The organism is Streptomyces albipurpureus (genome assembly GCF_023701525.1).
GTDB lineage: Bacteria > Actinomycetota > Actinomycetes > Streptomycetales > Streptomycetaceae > Streptomyces > Streptomyces albipurpureus.
The window spans coordinates 1-18,405 of the sequence record NZ_JAMQAW010000070.1; the positions used below are offsets into that span (position 1 = coordinate 1).

The 18,405-nt window shown below is 69.6% G+C and carries 14 protein-coding genes; 8 read left to right on the top strand and 6 right to left on the bottom strand.

Annotated elements, in window-relative coordinates; translation table 11 throughout:
* Positions 1-1,621: 1,621 nt before the first annotated feature.
* Positions 1,622-2,221, bottom strand: coding sequence for a GTP-binding protein (locus NBG84_RS34330; RefSeq protein ID WP_425608753.1), 600 nt, complete (start codon positions 2,219-2,221; stop codon positions 1,622-1,624).
* A gap of 233 nt (positions 2,222-2,454) precedes the next feature.
* On the opposite strand from NBG84_RS34330, the gene NBG84_RS34335 reads away from it, so the two are divergent.
* Entirely contained in the window at positions 2,455-5,271 is a 2,817-nt protein-coding gene (locus NBG84_RS34335) for an FAD-binding and (Fe-S)-binding domain-containing protein (RefSeq protein ID WP_250923600.1), read from the top strand.
* A gap of 16 nt (positions 5,272-5,287) precedes the next feature.
* On the opposite strand, the gene NBG84_RS34340 is transcribed toward NBG84_RS34335, so the two are convergent.
* From NBG84_RS34340 to NBG84_RS34350, 3 genes are all read right to left on the bottom strand, one after another.
* A complete protein-coding gene (locus NBG84_RS34340; RefSeq protein WP_250923601.1) occupies positions 5,288-5,485 on the bottom strand; it encodes a hypothetical protein in 198 nt (65 codons plus the stop codon).
* Positions 5,482-5,787, bottom strand: coding sequence for a hypothetical protein (locus NBG84_RS34345; RefSeq protein ID WP_250923602.1), 306 nt, complete (start codon positions 5,785-5,787; stop codon positions 5,482-5,484). The genes NBG84_RS34340 and NBG84_RS34345 overlap by 4 nt, the downstream gene beginning before the upstream one ends.
* Positions 5,788-6,394: 607 nt before the next feature.
* Positions 6,395-7,252 (bottom strand): LysR family transcriptional regulator, encoded by an 858-nt coding sequence (locus NBG84_RS34350; RefSeq protein WP_250923603.1) that lies wholly within the window; start codon positions 7,250-7,252, stop codon positions 6,395-6,397.
* 129 nt (positions 7,253-7,381) lie between these two features.
* Here NBG84_RS34350 and NBG84_RS34355 point away from each other — a divergent pair, with 129 nt between their 5' ends.
* The 4 genes from NBG84_RS34355 (at position 7,382) to NBG84_RS34370 (ending at position 13,127) form a co-directional block, all read left to right on the top strand.
* The gene (locus tag NBG84_RS34355; RefSeq protein WP_425608754.1) at positions 7,382-8,341 is read left to right on the top strand and encodes an EamA family transporter; all 960 of its coding nucleotides are present in this window, start codon (positions 7,382-7,384) and stop codon (positions 8,339-8,341) included.
* A 156-nt stretch (positions 8,342-8,497) separates the two neighbouring features.
* A complete protein-coding gene (locus tag NBG84_RS34360; protein ID WP_250923604.1) occupies positions 8,498-10,072 on the top strand; it encodes an AMP-binding protein in 1,575 nt (524 codons plus the stop codon).
* A gap of 157 nt (positions 10,073-10,229) precedes the next feature.
* Positions 10,230-10,889, top strand: a complete 660-nt coding sequence (gene pdxH / locus NBG84_RS34365) for a pyridoxamine 5'-phosphate oxidase (protein WP_250923679.1) — start codon at positions 10,230-10,232, stop codon at positions 10,887-10,889.
* Between the two features lie 756 nt (positions 10,890-11,645).
* Entirely contained in the window at positions 11,646-13,127 is a 1,482-nt protein-coding gene (locus NBG84_RS34370) for a PAS domain-containing protein (protein WP_250923605.1), read from the top strand.
* Between the two features lie 388 nt (positions 13,128-13,515).
* Here the strand turns inward: NBG84_RS34370 and NBG84_RS34375 are convergent, their stop codons facing one another.
* Complete coding sequence (locus NBG84_RS34375; RefSeq protein ID WP_250923606.1) at positions 13,516-14,271, bottom strand: SIS domain-containing protein; 756 nt, start codon at positions 14,269-14,271, stop codon at positions 13,516-13,518.
* Positions 14,272-14,504: 233 nt separating this feature from the next.
* Here NBG84_RS34375 and NBG84_RS34380 point away from each other — a divergent pair, with 233 nt between their 5' ends.
* The 3 genes from NBG84_RS34380 (at position 14,505) to NBG84_RS34390 (ending at position 17,780) form a co-directional block, all read left to right on the top strand.
* The gene (locus NBG84_RS34380) at positions 14,505-15,197 is read left to right on the top strand and encodes an iron-dependent transcriptional repressor DtxR (RefSeq protein ID WP_250923607.1); all 693 of its coding nucleotides are present in this window, start codon (positions 14,505-14,507) and stop codon (positions 15,195-15,197) included.
* A 1,051-nt stretch (positions 15,198-16,248) separates the two neighbouring features.
* Positions 16,249-17,136: an alpha/beta fold hydrolase gene (locus NBG84_RS34385; RefSeq protein WP_250923608.1), complete on the top strand. Its 888-nt coding sequence runs from the start codon at positions 16,249-16,251 to the stop codon at positions 17,134-17,136.
* The gene (locus NBG84_RS34390) at positions 17,136-17,780 is read left to right on the top strand and encodes a hypothetical protein (protein WP_250923609.1); all 645 of its coding nucleotides are present in this window, start codon (positions 17,136-17,138) and stop codon (positions 17,778-17,780) included. The genes NBG84_RS34385 and NBG84_RS34390 overlap by 1 nt, the downstream gene beginning before the upstream one ends.
* 12 nt (positions 17,781-17,792) lie before the next feature.
* Here NBG84_RS34390 and NBG84_RS34395 read toward each other — a convergent pair whose 3' ends face one another.
* Positions 17,793-18,230, bottom strand: coding sequence for a subtilase-type protease inhibitor (locus tag NBG84_RS34395; protein WP_250923610.1), 438 nt, complete (start codon positions 18,228-18,230; stop codon positions 17,793-17,795).
* Positions 18,231-18,405 lie beyond the last annotated feature (175 nt).

Here is an 18,405-nt window from a genome sequence, read left to right on the forward strand (position 1 = left end):
CGAAACCCACACCACACCAACCCACCCTGACCAGCTAACCAACCACCCCCACACAACGGGGGAACCTCAGGTTTCTCGGGCCGAGGGGTCTTGTTCTGTGGTGGTTGGGGGGTGCTATCGGGGGTGACTCCTCAGCGTCGACGGCCTGAAGCACCTTTGATCCGGCATGCGGGTCTTGCCGTCGATCGCTTCCGGGGACACCCCCTGCGCGCCCCCAAGCCCAAGCCCGGTTCTCCTTGCCCCGGGGCACTCGTCCCGTGATGGCACCCGAGCCGGGCCACTCCGCCCTCGCGAAGCGCGATTCCAGGGAATCCATCTCGGGACCACCCCCGCGCGTGCGGGGACCACACGCCCCAGACGAGGGCGGGCGTCCCCCAACCAGGGACCACCCCCGCGCGTGCGGGGACCACGCGCCGAGGTTCCATTTCGGGGTGCGAGTCGGCGGACCACCCCCGCGCGTGCGGGGACCACCGGGCGTTCCCCAAGCGGATGGGGTGGGCACTGGGACCACCCCCGCGCGTGCGGGGACCACACTTCCTGACCTGGGGCGATTCTAGCGATCATGGACAGTTTCATTTAGTTGGAATCAAAGGAGACCGACCCCTTTGCCCCGCCCTCCAGTATGGCGAAACCTGCCTCCCCCAGGGCCCTGTCCCCACCCAGAAGCGTGAGAGAAGGGGCGCCCCAGCGGGTAGCGGAGCGATGGGCAGCATGAGGCTCCTGTTCTTCCCAGGACCAGGGGGTGACTGCACTGGGGCGAAACTGAGGCTGGTTCCCTGTCCACCTAGTCGGCGGGCCGATCCGCAGACCGAACGGGTGTGTCAGCTGCCAGACCGCACAGGAGTCCGATACTCACCGGAGTCCGTGCCGCATGGCTGATCTCGATGAGCAGCATGACGGTGGGCGATTCAGCTCACACACTGCCTCTGGCCTTTGCCTCATGGGGATGAAGCACCATGACGCAGAGGGAGGGCCGGGCTCTGCACCGCGAGTTCCTCAGCCGTGATCAGACTCAACCTCCAGTTGGTGACCGCTCCGGAGCGTCACCTACCCACCCAGGTCATAGCCGAGTAGCCGCCTCGGGTCCCTCCGAGGGGCAGGGACCTGGGGGCGAGGGGATGCAGGTGTCGGATGGGGGCGCGCAGGGGGTGTCCCCGGAAGCGATCGACGGCAAGACCCGCATGCCGGATCAAAGAAGCTTCGGGCCGTCGACGCTGAGGAGTCACCCCCGATAGCACCCCCCAACCACCACAGGACAAGACCCCTCAGGCCGGGGAAACCCAAGACCTCGACCACCAGCAGCCCAGGTCAAAACAAGCAGCCCGCCGCCAGGCGCCCTCAGCCTGTCCGGCGTTTGAGGACGGAACCCTCCACCTCCGGTGAGGACACCGAGTGCGGGCGCGTCCAGCCCAAGTGCCCGAGACGCTGGGCTACGCCAACCTCCACCAGGGCGGGCCTCCCGCCAAGGGGCAACCTCAGCCCGTCCGGCGCTTGAGGACGGAACCCTCCACCCCCGGTGGGGACACCGAGTGCGGGCGCGTCCAGCCCAAGCGCCCAAGACCCCGGAGCACAAGCGCACCCACCCCAAGCGCCCAAGCCCCCGGACCCCAGACCCAACCCCTCAGTGCTTCTGGCGGACCGACAGCGCATGCAGATGCTCCACCAGCGCGATCAGGACGAACTTGCTCGATGAGTGGTCTCGGGCATCGAACTCCACCAGGGGTACATCGGGCCCCAGGGCCAGTGCTCCTCGGATGTGTTCGTCGCTGTGGAGGGGGCCGCCGAAGTCGTTGACCGCGACGATGAAGGGCATCCCGTGGTGTTCCAGTCGGTCCAGGGCGTACCAGGCGTCGGTGAGGCGGCGGGTGTCCACCAGGAGGACCGCGCCCATGGTGCCGGACAGCAGTCGTTCCCACAGGAACCAGAACCGCTCCTGTCCGGGGGCTCCGAAGAGGTAGAGCGTGCTGCGGTCGCCGATGGTGATGCGGCCGAAGTCGAAGGCCACGGTGGTGGCGCTCTTCGAGCTGATTCTGGTGGTGTCTTCAAGCTGTCGACCCGCGCGGCTCATCACCTCCTCCGTGTGCAGAGGACGGATCTCGCTCACTGAGCGGACCATCGTCGTCTTGCCCACCCCGAAGCCGCCGACCACGACGACCTTCAGGGCGTGCTCTGCCGCGCCGGGGAGTTCCAGGCCTAGTTCTGCGGGGTGGACCGCTCGCATGGCGCGGGTCATCGCTTCTGGGCGGTGCCGGTCATCGAGTGTTTGCCTTCCGAGGGGTGGCGGGGGCATAACTGGAGCCGCTTGTTCCTGATCAAGTGAAGGTCACTATAGGAGGGTTGACGATCACTTTGGTGTCTTCCCCCGGGCTTTGCCAAGAGCTCTACGGACGCAATGGTCTCAACCGGCATGTTTCCTTACCGTACGGCAGAACTGATCCGGGCATCCTGAGACACATGGCCGAACAGCGATACATGCCCGACCCCACCAGTACCACCGAGCTGGCGCGGGAACTGCGTACGGCTGTCCGGGGTGAGGTGGACTTCACTTCGGCCGCCCGTGCTCTGATGACCATGGACGCCTCCAACTACCGCAGAGTCCCGGTGGGCGTGGTTTCCCCCCGGGACGCGGACGATGTGGCCGCCGCCCTGGAAGTCTGTCGCCGCTTCCGGGTCCCGGTGGTGCCACGCGGCGGAGGTACGTCAATCGCCGGGCAGGCCACCGGTGTTGGGGTCGTGCTCGACTTCAGCCGGCATATGAACGCCCTCCTGGACGTGGACGCCGACGGGCGTACGGCGGTGGTACAGCCAGGACTCGTACTGGACGCCCTGTGCGACGCTGTGCGCCCCCTGGGGCTCACCTTCGGCCCGGACCCCTCCACCCACTCCCGCTGCACGCTGGGCGGCATGATCGGCAACAACTCCTGCGGCGCGCACTCGGTCGCTTGGGGAACGACCGCAGACAATGTCCGAGAAGTATCGGTCCTCACCTATGCCGGTACCGCACATCGCCTCCGTCGGGGTGGAGTGGACGCACCCGCTGGAGTGCGTCAGTTGGTGGACACCCATCTGGCGCTTCTGCGCACCGGCTACCCGACTGGCCTCCCTCGCCGTATTTCGGGATACGCCCTGGATGCCTTGCTGCCCGAGAACGGTAGCGATACCGCACGGGCGTACTGCGGCAGCGAGGGCACTCTCGGGGTGCTCACGGAGGCGACCGTACGGCTGGTGGAGGCGCCCGCTGCCCGGGCCCTGGCCGTCCTGGGCTACCCCGACGAGGGTGCGGCGGCCGACGCGGCGGCCGGTCTGCTCACCTACGGCCCGCTGACCGTCGAAGGCATGGCCGAAGACCTGGTGCCCGACGCCAGGGGACTGCCACGAGGTGCGGCCTGGCTGTTCGTGGAGGTCGGTGGCGATACGGCCGGTGAGGCGGCCGCCCGCGCCCAGGTCGTGGTGCGGGGCGCGGACGCCCTCGACGGGACGGTGGTGATGGACCCCGCGGGGATGCGCGCCCTGTGGCGCGTCCGCGAGGACGCGGCGGGGACGGCGACCCGTACCCCCGACGGTGCCGAGGCCTGGCCCGGCTGGGAGGACTGCGCGGTTCCGCCGGCCCGTCTGGGGGCCTATCTGCGGGAGTTCCGGGCGCTGCTCGCGAGCCATGGTCTACGCGGCACCCCGTACGGCCACTTCGGCGAGGGCTGTGTACACGTCCGGATCGACTTCGATCTGCTGAGCGCTCAGGGGGTGGGGGAGTACCGGCGGTTCTCCGAGGAGTTGGCAGGGCTCGTGGTGGCGCACGGCGGCTCACTCTCCGGCGAACACGGCGACGGCCAGGCGCGCGCCGAGTTGCTGCCCAGGATGTACGGGGACGAACTCGTCTCGCTCTTTGGTCAGTTCAAGGACCTTTGGGACCCGGACGGCGGCATGAACCCGGGAATGCTGGTCCGCCCCGACCCGCTGGACGCCAATCTCCGGTTCGCCGTACTGCCGAAGACCCCGGTCGAGACGGTCTTCGCCTATCCGGCGGACCGGGGCGACTTCGCCGGCGCCGTGCGCCGCTGTGTCGGTGTCGCCAAATGCCGTACGTCGGCGCCCTCCGGGGCCTCGGTGATGTGCCCCTCCTTCCGGGTGACCGGAGAAGAGGCCCACTCCACCCGCGGCCGGGCCCGGCTCCTGCACGAGATGCTGGCGGGCGAGGTCGTGCGGGACGGCTGGCGCTCACCGGAGGTGCGTGACGCACTCGATCTCTGTCTCTCCTGCAAGGGGTGTCGCAGCGACTGCCCGGTGGGGGTGGACATGGCCACCTACAAGGCGGAGTTTCTCCACCACCACTACCAGGGCCGGATGCGCCCCCGGTCCCACTACGCGCTGGGTCGACTGCCCGAGTGGCTGCGGCTGGCCGCGCCCCTGGCCCGCCCGTTGAACGTACTGGCGCGGGTGGGCCCGCTGGCGGCGGTCGCCAAACGATTGGCTGGCATTGCCCCCGAGCGGAGCCTGCCGACCCTCGCGCCCAAGCGATTTCGGCGCGGCGTCCGCGAACAGGAGCCATGGGGAAATCCGGGGACGGTCCTCTGGCCGGACACCTTCACCGAGTATCTGCACCCGTCAGCGGGCCAGGCGGCGCTCAGGGTGCTCTTCGCGGCGGGACTGCCGGCGCTGGTCCCGGCGGGTCGGATCTGCTGCGGTCTGACGTATGTCTCCACGGGGCAACTGGATCGGGCCCGCGAGGTCATGGGCAGCACCCTGGACACGGTCGGACCGCTACTCGACCTCGGTGTCCCCGTGACCGTTCTGGAGCCGAGTTGTGCGGCCACGCTCCGCACCGATCTCCCGGAACTGCTGCCGGACGATCCACGAGCCGGGCGATTGGCGTCAGCGGTTCGCACCTTCGCCCAGACCCTGGAGGAGTACGCCCCCACCTGGGCGCCACCGGTACTCGACCGTGATGTCGTCGGCCAGACCCACTGCCACCAACACGCGGTCCTCGGCGACGCGGCGGAACGCCGGCTGAGGGAGCGGGCGGGGCTGCGCGGCGAACTCAGCGGCGGGTGTTGCGGACTCGCCGGCAACTTCGGCTTCGAGCGGGGCCATTACGACGTATCCGCAGCCTGCGCGGAAGAACAACTGCTCCCCTCGGTCCACACCGCGGGACCTACCGCCGAACTGCTCGCTGACGGCTACTCCTGCCGTACGCAGCTGGCCCAGCTCGCCGGGGTGCGGGCAAGGCATCTGGCGGAGGTCCTTGCGGAGGGCCTGGAATCCGAGGAGAGCTGAGAGAGGACAACAACGGCTATGCGGCGGTCCGATGATGCTCATCCGGGGCGGGTCCGGGGGTGAGGAAAGGCGCACACTGAGGGCAGGCGTACAGCACTATCTCGCCTGCCTGCGCCCAACGGACGGGCACCGCGGCGATGGTGGCGCGTCCACACTCGACACAGTCGGCGCGGAACACGGTCGGGGCGTCAGCGGTGAGGGCGTCGAGCGTCATACGGACGCTCCTCTGGTGGTGATGGGGAGGTCAAGCCCCATCGCGGCGTACAGAAGCCGTCGCCGTGGCCGCACCTGGCGCAGTTCCAGTGTGTCATCGGCGGGGGCGTAGGGCCTGACGAGCCGGGAGTCCTCACCCCGCAACGGGCAGTGGCGCTCGATGACATGGACGGGGGTGGGGGTTGCCCAGGGTTGGGCCCATGGGTCGCTCGGGGGTGGGGTGTAGTCGGCAACGAGCTCGCCCCTACCCCCTCTTAAGAGACGCTCTGCCCACTGCAGAAGGCGGGCGATCAGTTCACACATGTGGGGGTCAGCTCCTCGAAATGCTGTCGTCGCTGTCGTCGGCCTCATCCATGGTGGCGTCGGGAACGCACCGGGGACAGGGCGTCCGCTTCTGCCCGCGCATGCCCCAGTGCGGTCTGGAGCGCATCCGTTCCGGGGTCACGGAGGTCACGGCCGTGTTCGCCTCGGTCAGGGGGAACACCTGTTGTACGTTCCGTCGTCGGGGAGGGTTTCCCGTTCACGACAGGGCAATCCGGCAGTACGAGCGCGGCCTCGGTGGGCGACCGTCCGCCCAGGCGGTTCGGACGTCCCCAATCTTTGGGGGCATCGAGCTGTTGCACCAGGTCATAGTGCAGCCCGGTCGGGTGATCTTCCAGACCGCGTCGGGGAAGGACGCGGGCCGCTCCTCGCCGCGGATCACCGGCGTCGGGAGGTGGAGCACGGTGGGTGCGGTGAGTTGCCTGGATATGGGGGCCTGTGCCCACCGCGCTCGTCGGCGTTCAGCGGACTCGTCGGGGCCGCGGCGAGGTCACTCCGGTCCGTTGGGCGTGCGCGGGAAATCCAGGGTGACCCCTGGCGCGGAGTTGACAGAGCCCCCGACCTCTCAGGCCATGAGGCCCCGCGGTGTCTAGTCCTGGCGGGTGAGTTCCCTCGCCATGTCCCGTAGGGCCGGCAGCGCCGGGTGCTGGGGACCCACCCGGTGAGCCAGCAGAACCGGGACCGGGGGAGCGTCCGGGAGCGGTCGGTAGGTGACCCCCGGATGGGGGTGCATCTCCGCCGTGGAGACCACCGAAACCCCCGCGCCCCGCCCTGCCGCGATGGCCGCCAGCCAGTCATCCGTGTTGGTCACCGTGACCGCCGAAACCGGGCGCTCCTCTTCGGGCCACAGCGCCAGTGTGGTGATCCCCGAAACCGGATTCACCAGCACCGGCCCGGCCGCCAGATCGGACAGCGTCAGCTCGTCCTTGACCGCCAGCGGCCCATCCGATGTGACCGCGGCCACCCTCGGCTCCATGAACAGCAACTCGGTCACCAGGCCGGGAGTCTCCACCTGGCCCCGCAGCACGGCCGCGTCCACCTCACCGCGGGCGAGCCCCGCCGTACGGTCGTCGATGCGCAGCAGTTCCAGCGGGGTCTGCGGCTGCTCGCGCTCCCAGCGGCGTAGCAGCGGGGTCGTGAAGGGGCCCAGGGCGGACCAGGCATGACCGAGGCGCAGGGGCCAGCGGCGCAGCCGGGTGGGGTCCAGGGCCTCATCGAAGGCGGCCACGGCGGCCGCCGCCTTGTCGCGGAAGATCCTGCCCTCCGCGGTGAGCGCCAGATGGTGAGTGGAACGGTCCACCAGTCTCGTACCGAGGTGTTTCTCCACGGCGGCGAGCGTCCGGGAAACCGCGGGTTGGGTCAGATGCAGTCGGGCGGCCGCCCTCGTCACACTGCCTTCCTCGGCGATGGCGAGGAAGGAGCGGAGATGGCGCAGCTCGATGCTCATGCGCCCGGAGCATAACCGCAGCCCAGTCAGCATTTCACGGGACGTGCGCAAGGCCGTAGCGTCAGGGTGGGTCGGCTTTTGGCCAGGCCATGGAATGAGTGAGCGGCCGGGAGGTCATCGGTGGACGAAATCCGAAGCGCGGTCGCCGCCGAGGGACCGGAGGTCGCGGCGGCGTTGAACCCAGCTGCCCCCACTGAGCTGGGAAGCGCTGGTGGTGGCGATCAGGTCGGCCGGTCCGGGCGCGGGTCGCTGGGGCCCGTCGGACTGGTCGTCGCCGGTGCGCTGTCGGTGCAGTTCGGAGCAGCGGTCGCGGTACTGCTGATGCCTCAGGCCGGCGCGTTCGGCGTGGTCACCCTGCGTCTTGTGCTGGCAGCGCTGGTGCTTCTCATCATCTGCCGTCCCAAGTTCCGCGGTCACTCGCGCGCCGACTGGGGCACGGTCGTCGCCTTCGGCGTCGCCATGGCCGCCATGAACATCCTCTTCTACCAGTCCATCGACCGGATTCCGCTGGGCGCCGCGGTCACCCTGGAGGTGCTGGGCCCGCTCACCCTCTCGGTGATCGTGTCCCGCCGGCCGATCAACTTCGTCTGGGCGGGACTCGCGCTCGTCGGCGTCCTCCTCCTCAGCGGGGGCGGCTTCGACCGGCTCGATCCCGTCGGCGCGCTGCTCGCCGTGGCAGCGGGCGGTATGTGGGCCGCGTACATAGTCTTCAGCGCACGCACCGGACGGCGCTTTCCGCAGGCTGATGGGCTGGCCCTGGCCCTGGGAGTCGGCGCGCTGCTGAGTCTGCCACTGGGTCTGATCGAGTCCGGGAGCAAACTGATCGACCCCTCGATCCTGCTGCTCGGGCTCGGGGTCGCCCTGTTGTCGTCGGTACTGCCCTACACCCTGGAACTACTCGCACTCCGCCGACTGCCCGCGCCCACGTTCGCCGTATTGATGAGCCTGGAGCCGGCGGTCGCGGCGACGGCCGGTTTCCTGGTGCTGAACCAGGCGCTCGCCGTCACCGACGCGCTCGCCATCACGCTGGTCATCGTTGCCAGCATCGGAGCGGTACGCAGCCAGGTGCGCCGTCGGCAGCCGAGCTGAGGACTGGCCGGATTGTCAGATCCGGCCAGGTATTCACATCAGCCATCCGCCTCTCGTCTCCATCTCGACCATCCCCAGGTCTCCCCAAGCGTCACCGCAGCCGCGATTCTGGCCCTCCAGCCTGTCTGCACGGCGATGCACAGCGAGGGGGCTCCCATGGTGTTCCGCAGCCAGTACGCCGACGTCCAGCCCGTCAGCCAACCCATCCACGACGCGGTACTCGGCCGGGCCGCCGAGTACGCAACGGCGCCCGCGCTGATCGACGCCGGGAACGGCACCACCATCAGCTACGCCGAACTGGACCATCACCACCGTCGGATCGCCGCGGGGCTGGCCGATGCCGGTGTGCGCAAGGGCGATGTCGTAGCCCTGCACAGCCCCAACACCATCGCCTACCCGGGACTCTTCTTCGGGGCCACCCGCGCGGGCGCGATCGTCACCACCGTCCATCCGCTGGCCACCGCCGAAGAGCTCGCCAAACAGCTGCGCGACGCGTGCGCCCGCTGGATCATCACCATCCCGGCCCTGCTGGAGGTCGCCCGCCGATCGGCGGAACTGGTCCCGGGGATCGACGAGATATTCGTCAGCGAACGCGCCCCGGGCCACCGCAGCACCCGCGATCTGCTGCGGTCGACCGCACCCGAACCCCGGATCGACTTCGATCCGGCCAACGACATCGCAGCCCTGCCGTACTCCTCCGGCACCACCGGCCTGCCCAAGGGCGTGCTGCTCAGCCACCGCTCCATCGCCACCAATCTCGCGCAGCTCCACCCGCTGCTGCCGGTGGGTCCCGGGGACCGCGTTCTGGCGGTGCTGCCCTTCTTCCATGTCTACGGCCTCACCGCCCTGCTGAACGGGCCGCTCCAGCAGGGCGCGACCGTCGTCGTCCTGCCCCGGTTCGAACTCGACGGCTTCCTCGGCGCGATCGAGCGACACCGGGTCACCCGGCTGTATGTGGCGCCGCCGATGGTGCGGGCGCTCGCCAAGCACCCGGCGATAGAGCGGTATGACCTCTCCTCGCTGGAACACATCATCTGCGCCGCAGCCCCCCTCGACGCGGCGCTTGCCCTCGCCTGCTCCGATCGCCTCGGGCTGCCGCCGATCTCTCAGGCGTACGGCATGACCGAGCTCTCGCCCGGCTGCCATGCCGTCCCCATCGGAGCCGAGAACCCACCGCCGGGGACCGTCGGCAAGCTGCTGCCGTCCACGGAGATGCGGATCGTCGCCCTCGACGACCGGACGCGGCCGGCCGGCCCCGGTGCGGAGGGGGAGATCGCGATCCGCGGTCCACAGGTGATGAAGGGGTATCTGGGCCAACCCGAGGCGACCGCGGAGATGATCGACAAGGACGGCTGGCTGTACACCGGCGATGTCGGCCGGGTGGATGAGGACGGCTGGCTGTTCGTCGTCGACCGGGTGAAGGAGTTGATCAAGTACAAGGGCTACCAGGTCGCCCCCGCTGAACTGGAAGCGCTGTTGCTGACCCATGACTCGATCGTGGACGCGGCGGTCATCGGGGTCCGGGAGGAGGACGGCACGGAGATCCCCGCGGCCTATGTCGTCCGCCGCCAGCCCACGGGCGGACTCACGGCGGACGCGGTGATGCGCTACGTCGCCGAGCGGGTGGCCCCGTACAAGAAGATCCGTAGAGTCACTTTCGTCGCCGGGGTCCCCCGGGCGCCCTCGGGAAAGATCCTGCGGCGGGAGCTGAGGGAGCGGGAAGGCGAGTGAGGACGGCCACTCACGGGGAATGCGGCCCGGCACTCGGTGCCGGGGGATCGAGGCGCTGCGGCAGGATGGGTGGGTGACTGATCCCGCCGCTGCCCCGGACCCCGCCTCTGACGCACGCTCGTCGAGCGAACTGGAGCCCGTTCCCGACCCCGCCGTGATGCGCGAGCAGTACCGCTCGACTCCGCTGCTGGAGTCCGACCTCGCGCCCACGCCGATGGACCAGTTCGCGCGCTGGTTCGGCGAGGCGACCGCGGCAGCCCTCCAGGAGCCCAACGCCATGGTCGTCGCCACCGCCACGCCCGATGGCCGCCCCTCGTCGCGCACGGTGCTGCTGAAGCGGTACGACTCCCGAGGCTTTGTCTTCTTCACCAACTACGCCTCCCGAAAAGGCCGTGAGATCACCGCGAACCCCTACGTTTCGCTTCTCTTTCCCTGGCATCCGATCGCCCGCCAGATCGTCATCACCGGCACGGCCTCCCGAATCGGCCGCGATGAGACGGTGGCGTACTTCCGCACCCGGCCGCACGGCTCCCAGCTGGGTGCCTGGGCGAGCGAGCAGTCGTCGGTGATCGGCTCAAGGGATGAGCTGATCGGACGGTACGAGCAACTGGCGAGCCGCTACCCGGAGGGGGAGCAAGTGCCCGCTCCGCCGGAGTGGGGCGGCATTCGAGTGGTGCCTGAGACAGCCGAGTTCTGGCAGGGGCATGAGAACCGGCTGCATGACCGGCTGCGGTACGCGCGGGCGGAGGGCGACGCCGGAGACCTGGGTGGGGATGGCGGGGACAAGGCGTGGCGGGTGGAGCGTCTCTCTCCCTGAAGTGACTCTCCCGCTGGAGCGTGAAGGGCCTGCCTTCCCGAGGCGGCTGTCTCCCCCGGGGCGGGTCGCCAGGGGAGAGGGGTCGGTACGGAATCGGCTCCTCGGTGTCTTTCGCGATCCGTACTCCGATGGTGCCGCTGCCCGTACCCATACCGATGCCGGTGACGTCGAAGACGCCGGATTTCTCGGAGATGTCGAAGGCGGCGGAGGCGTTGGAGGTGGAAAAGCCAGCGCGGACACCGCAGAAAACACCGAAACCGCGGCTGCCTGTCCCAGGGCCCCGTCCGAACCGGAAACCAGCCAGCGAAAAGGCGCCGAAGAAACTCGGCGGAAATGTCGGGGCGTCGGCGACGGCAACGGCAGGTAAGGGAAAACGGGTGTGCGAGAACCGAATGGCGCACCGGCCGGGCCACGCAGAAACCCGCGGGCTCTGGTCCCTCCTTGCGGAGGAGCCGGCCGGACGTTACCGGCGAGCCCGCGGGTCGGTGACTGCGTTGGATTGCGGCAGGAGGCCTGCCGACTGCACAGAGTGCGACGGCGGGCCTTAGCCCGCAGTCACCTCACGCGTCCGGTATGCGTACATCTTCCGAACCACCTCCTTATCTTGTGTGCTCCACAGCCTAGGAACCCCGGGCGGTCGGTTCAACCGAATAAATGCGCGCTGCTTTCTCGGAACCCCGTGTGTCCTGGGTCACGTTCGAGTTGAATGGTCTGACGTGCATCAACTCGCGCGGACGCGTCCTTCAGGGGGCCGGTATGAGTGCATCGAAGAGTGAGACGAGTGAGGCAGCCGAACCGCTCGGCCCCCGGGCCCGGAGCGGGACGGCACAGGACGACGCCGTCAGCGAGCCGTGTTCGGAGTTGCTTGCCGCCCTTCTCGACGGCATGGACGCCGCGCTCTGTGCCTTTGCCGCGGACGGCACGATCACCCACTGGAACCGCGAGGCCGAGCGCATCCTCGGCTGGTCGCCCGATGAGGCGGTTGGCCGGCGGGGGTTCAACGGATGGGCCGTACGCAGGGCCGATGCCGACGAGGTGGAGCGGCGGCTGATGGCCGCGATGGAGTCACCGGGCCGCCAGGTCGATGAGTTCGCGCTGCTGCGCAAGGACGGCGGGCGGGTTCTGGTGCGCACCCAACTGGCCCGGGTGCTCGGCGCGGACGGCCGGCCCGCGGGGGTGTACTGCGCCTTCAGCGAGGTTCATGCGCAGATCGATTTGGAGCGTTCCATCGCTCTGAGCGAGGCGCTGTTCGCCGACGCCTCCTGGGGCGTCGTTCTGGTCGATGTCGACCTGCGGCCCACCACCGTCAACCGCTATGCGGAACGGGCGTTGGCGGCCGGGGGCGGTTCACCGCTGGGTCGACCGCTCGGCGAGATGATCGTCGAGGGTGTCGAGCAGTTGGAGTCCTCGCTCCACCATGTGCTCGCGGAGGGCGCCCAGCGTGGTCTGAGCGAGCTATGGGTGACGCTGGCGGAAGGCGCTGAGCACCCCAGGGAATCCGCTGGTTCCGGCGTGGTCCCCGGCTCGGGCGGATCCCCCGGTCCCGGTGTTCCCCCCGGTTTCGACGGCAGGCGTCGGCGGTGTTGGCGCAGTGGCTTCCTCCGGCTGGGCTCGCCGCTCGCGGAGGAGCCGGTACCGCTGGGCGTGGCCTGGCTGTTCCACGATGTGACGGAGGCTCGACTGGCCGACCAGGAAGCCGACCGGTTGCGCTTTCGCGCGGGTCAGCTCCATCGGGCGGGCCGGGCGGCGGCGGAATCCGAGGATCCGACGGCTGCCGCCATGACCTATCTGGACTTCGCGCTGGCGGGTTTCGCCGATCACGCGGTGGTCGATCTGCTGGAGCCCGGGGACGGCGGGCGGCTGATCCGGTCGGCGTCGACGCCGACCGGTGCCCCGGGACCCTGTCTGCCGGTGACGGGTGGGGGAGTTCCGGTGCACTACCCACCTGGCCATCCGGCGCTGCAGGCGGCGGACCGCAACGGTTCGGTACGGGCGAGCGTGCCGGGCGCGGCCTCCGCGGCGGAGCGGGCGAAATGGCCCCGGGACCGGCGCTGGCCGCGGGACATGGCGCATGCGCTCTGCACGGTGCTCCGGAGCAGGGGCCGGACGCTGGGCGTGATCACCTTTCTGCGCGGTCCCTCCCGGCCCGCGTTCGAACGGCCGGACGCCGTATACGCCGAGAGCATGTCGTCCCTGACCGCGACGGCACTGGACCTGGCGGCCGTGACGGCCCGCTAGCACTCCCCCAGCGGCCGATGGCGCCCCTGCCCCTCCTTGCTACGGGGAAGCGGGCCATCAGCCCCGTACGGGGCGGTGAGTGGGCGCTCTGGCGGCTGCACGGCTACGGCAGGGCCGCGTACACGGCCCGGAGGCGTTCCGGGCCGGGCGGCGACCCCGCCCGGGCCCACCGAGTCCGAGCCCCCAGCGGTACGGGCGCCGGAACCGCCGACGGGTGGATCGGGCCGGCGAGACACCCATGGGGGCGCCAGGGCACCTACCGAAGGGGCCGTGGACAGGGGGTGTCCACGGCGAACCCCACCGCGGACACGCCGCTGGCCCCGTCGGATCGCGGGGCCAGCTTGGCTCCTCGCGGCCGGAGCGAGGACACCGCGGGTGGAGCGAGGAGCTAGCGGCGGTAGAAGATCCGGTCGGCGTACTCCGTCATCACCCGGGTGTTCCACTCATGGCCGCCGTCCACATTCCCCGACCGCAGCAGCGGCGGCTCGATCCCGCGCTCCACCAGTTGCTCGGCCGCGGCCGCCATCATCGCCTGCATCAGCGCACTGGTCACCACGGTCGAGGCCGGGGCGAAAGGCGCCTCGATCCCGTCGTGGGTCAGTTCGGCGTCCCCGACAGCGATCTTCGAATCGAGGACGATGTCGCAGTGGTCCTTGAGGAAGGTGCCCGACGCGTTCCTGGCACTGGTGGCCTCGGCGTACGCCACCGACGTCACGCCGATGACCTTGATCCCCAGCGCCTGGGCCTTCAGCGCCATCTCGACGGGCAGGGTGTTCCGTCCCGAGAGGGAGATGACCACCAGCAGGTCGCCGCTCTTCAGCGGGCCGGTGTCAAGCACCGAACCGGCGAGCCCCTCCACCCGTTCCAGAGCCGAACCGAGGGTCGCGGGCATGACGTCCACCCCCACCACACCGGGAACGGCGAGCAGATTCATCAGGGCGAAGCCGCCCGCGCGATAGACGACATCCTGGGCGGCGAGCGAAGAGTGGCCCGCGCCGAAGGCGAACAACCGCCCTCCGGAGGTTACGGTGTCTGCTATCGCCGCCCCCGCGGCGGCGATGTTCTCCGCCTCCTCGTCCCGTACGCGTTGCAGCAGACCGATCGAAGCGTCGAAGAACCGACCGGCCAGCTTGCTCTCGCTCATCGCCGAGCCCTTTCGGGGTGTGTGGGAACGCTATGCGAAACACGCGTACCCGGGTACGTATGGAACATGGAGCGGGCCGGGAATATCCCGTGCCGCGGATCACGTTGAGGTCTGAACCATTGCCCTGTCAATACGGCCTGAGGTAGCGGCTTTCTCCGGCGCGGCACGGTTGTCGGTGTGATGCGTAAGAATTGAGTCGGGGCCGCAGCGCACGATTTCATCGAGGGGCACGTATGTCCGGACTGATCGACACCACGGAGATGTATCTCCGCACCATCCTCGAGCTGGAAGAGGAAGGTGTGGTTCCTATGCGCGCGCGTATCGCGGAGCGGCTTGACCAGAGCGGTCCCACAGTGAGCCAGACCGTTGCCCGTATGGAGCGGGACGGCTTGGTGACGGTGGCGGGAGACCGTCATCTGGAGCTGACCGAGGAGGGCAGGCGACTGGCGACGCGCGTGATGCGCAAGCACCGGTTGGCCGAATGCCTGCTCGTGGACGTCATCGGGCTGGAGTGGGAGCAGGTGCACGCCGAGGCCTGCCGCTGGGAGCACGTCATGAGCGAGGCGGTGGAGCGGCGGGTGCTGGAGCTGCTGCGCCACCCCACCGAATCCCCCTACGGCAATCCGATTCCCGGCCTTGAAGAGCTGGGCGAGAAGGCGGAGGCCCATCCCTTCCTGGACGACAACATGGTCTCGCTGGCCGAGCTCGACCCCGGGGTCGAGGGGAAGACCGTGGTCGTCCGCAGGATCGGTGAGCCGATCCAGACCGACGCCCAGCTGATGTACACACTCCGGCGGGCCGGCGTACAGCCCGGTTCGGTGGTCAGCGTGACGGAATCGGCCGGCGGGGTCCTGGTCGGCAGCAGCGGTGAGGCGGCGGAGCTGGAGGCCGATGTGGCCTCGCACGTCTTTGTGGCCAAGCAGTAGGACGCGGGGAACGGGACCCTGCTGAGGGTCCCGCCCCGCGTATCCGGTGCGCCGGGGGGCGTGCGTCCCAACGTGCCCATCGGCATCACTGAAAACGTTTTCCGCCCGGAATGGCAACGCCCGGGCGAATCGCGTGCCAGGCTGAGCTTGAGGCATATGACCCCAGGCCGGGGAGGGATCAGGGTGATGCGCCCGTCGTACGCCCCGCGTACCGAACAGCGCAGTCGGCAAGTCCTCACCCCCCGGAGCCGGTCTACGCGTGTCCCGCGCCTGCGGAACCGCGCTCGCGAGCGCCATGAGCGCTCCGAAGTCTCCGCACCCATCACCCCGTGGTCCGAAGTCTCTGAGCGCCTCCTCCTACTCGGAGAGCGCTCTACTTTCCGTTGCCCCCGCGGTCGTATCGATGGTCGAGGACGTTCTGTACGCCAGCTCGGGCACTGTCCTGAGCGGCCTCGGCGGTCCGGACGACTCGATCGGTCCGAGTTGCCCGAGCGAGTGATGGGCAGGGGCGGCCTGCCGGACGGCGTCCGACGGTTGCCGATGGGCGGCGGAATCGACTGGCGGGTGCATATCAGCCCATGGGCCGGACATTTTCTTGACGAACGCCCGGCATGTCGGGCCGGTGCCAGGACGCGGGGGGAGTGGGCGGGCACCCAGGAAACGGAGCGGCGGATAGGTGCTGAGGGGTCGAGATGGCGCTCTGGGGTGGGGTCGCTGAGACGGTCGGAGGCCCGGGTGTGGTCGAAGTGGCGGGTCGGGCAGGGGAATTCCTGTACAAGGGAGAGCCCCGGCGCCCAAGGGCGCCGGGGCCTGTCCTCCCCTGTGTTGACCCGGAGCCCCGAGCTCCCAGGGTCAATCCCCTCGGACCGTCTTCCCCGAGCGGCCCGCCTCCCGCAGAAGATCTCCCCTCGGCGGCGGCAGTCAATCCTGGAGGGTGGTCACTCGAACGAGGGGTGTTACACGTCAGAACCGTGTTTTCGAATGTGAGTTCGATAAGCTGCGGGTGGGCAGCCGAGCAGGACACCAGGGGACAGAAGGGGGTGCCGGGCACATGGTGCGGCGCATCGACGTGACCGGAGCCGACGGAGTACGGCTGGCTGCATGGGAGTACGCGGACCCGCCGAAGGGGGGTGGCGATGCTCAGGGTGGCGATGAGCCCGAGCCCGCGCCAGGCGTTCTCCTGCTGCACGGACTGATGGGACGGGCCTCCCACTGGGCCTCCACCGCACGCTGGCTCACCGAGCGCCATCGGGCGATCGCGCTCGACCAGCGGGGCCACGGGCGGAGCGACAAGCCGGCGGAAGGGCCCTACACCCGCGAGGCGTACGCGGCTGACGCCGAGGCCGCGATCGAGCAACTGGGCCTCGCCCCGGTGGTGCTGATCGGCCATGCGATGGGCGCGCTCACCGCGTGGCAGGTGGCGACAAGGCGTCCTGACCTGGTCAGAGCCCTGATCATCTGCGATATGCGGGCATCGGCCCTGGGCGCCGCCTCACAGCGGGAATGGGATGAGTGGTTCCGTGCCTGGCCCGTGCCCTTCGCGACACTCGCTGATGTGCGCAAGTGGTTCGGTGAGGACGATCCGACCATGGAGCAGCCGAGTGCCTCCCGGGGCGAGTTCTACGCGGAGGTGATGGCCGAACGGGCGGACGGTTGGCGTCCGGTGTTCTCCCGACGGCAGATGCTCAAGTCGCGCGAGGCATGGGTCCATGACGCGCACTGGGAGGATCTCGCCCTGGTGGAGTGCCCCACGCTGGTGGTCCGGGGCGTGGACGGCAAGCTGGGCAGGGCGGAGGCGCAGGAAATGGTCCGGGTGCTCCCGCGGGGGAAGTACGCGGAGGTCCCGGATGCCGGCCATCTGATCCACTACGACCAGCCGGAGGGGTGGCGGGAGGCGATCGAGCCCTTCCTCGACGGTGTCCGTGCACAGGAGGGCTGATGGCGCGTTACCGGTACGTGGGCCCGGCCGGCATCCTGGCCGCTGTCCACCCCCGGAGCGCGGGCGAGGCGATCCGTACCGCGGCCGACTGTGAGCGGTGGATCAATCACCGGTCGGAGGCGGAGCTCAGCGAGCCGTTCACCTGTGTCGTCGATCCAGCCGGCTGGCCGCGGCTCGCACCACGCCGCAGCGAGCATGTCGCCTGTGCCGGGGGCGGCCCGGTCCTGGGCGCGGGCGAGATCGCCTTCACCCGCCGCGACAGTCGCCGGACGTTCCCGCCGCCCCGGCCGCGTCACATCGAGCGGGCCGATCGCGTTCACCACCGGGTCCCGGTCCCAGCGGCCCCGGCCGAGGCGGGCTCAGCCGGGGCGGGCTCGGCCGGGGCGGTCGGGGCTGGTGTGGTCTGGGCTGGTGTGGTCAGGGAGATCAGCAATCAGTCAACCGGCTGCTGCCCCGATCCCCGGTCCTGGGCCGCGATCGCCGAGGCGCTGGACCGGATCGGGATCGGCCGCCCGGAGGGCTTCACCCACGAGATCACCTTCCGGCGCTGCGCTGGGTGCCGGGAGACCAACATCGTGCGGGAGGGCGACTTCGTCTGTGTGTTCTGTGGGGAGGCGCTGCCCGCTTCCCGGAACATCGGCTGAGCCGGGGTTCGATCAGAACGCGAAGATCGACCCTCCACCGAGGCTCGCCACCATCTCGCAGCCGTTGTTGTACGTCGCCGACCAGGCGATCCGCTGGCCTCGCCACACCCCGTGGGCGGCGGCCGTGACCGGGTCCCACTGGCGGGTACAGGTGGTGTACGCAAGGGCCGACGGCAGCTCCGTGAACTCCCCGTCCACCGAATCCAGCTCACCGCAGGCGGCGACGGAGGCCGGATGGGTGCCGCCGGCCGTAGGCGCGCAGCTCAGGGTGACGGCGCGTTCGACTGTGGCGGTCGCGGTCGATGTGCCCTTGGCGATGGTGAGCACCAGCGCGGAGGGGGCGTAGAGGCCGCTGGCGCTCGTGGGCTGCGTGGCCGAGGCCGTGCTGGTGGCCGCCCCGCTCAGCAGCACAGCGGCGGTCACGGCGATCATGCCGCGCGTTCGACGCATGGATGAAGCTCCTTCACTTCCGAGGGTGATTGCGCTGGGGAGTCTCTCGTATGCGAAGGGTGATGGCATGTTCATCGGCGGAAGATCACCCGTTTCCAGCCGCGCCCGGCTGGCAGAGGCTGGTCTCAGGGGTCGGTGAGGCATTCCATCGCCGGGTCGGTCGCTCCGGGGGTCG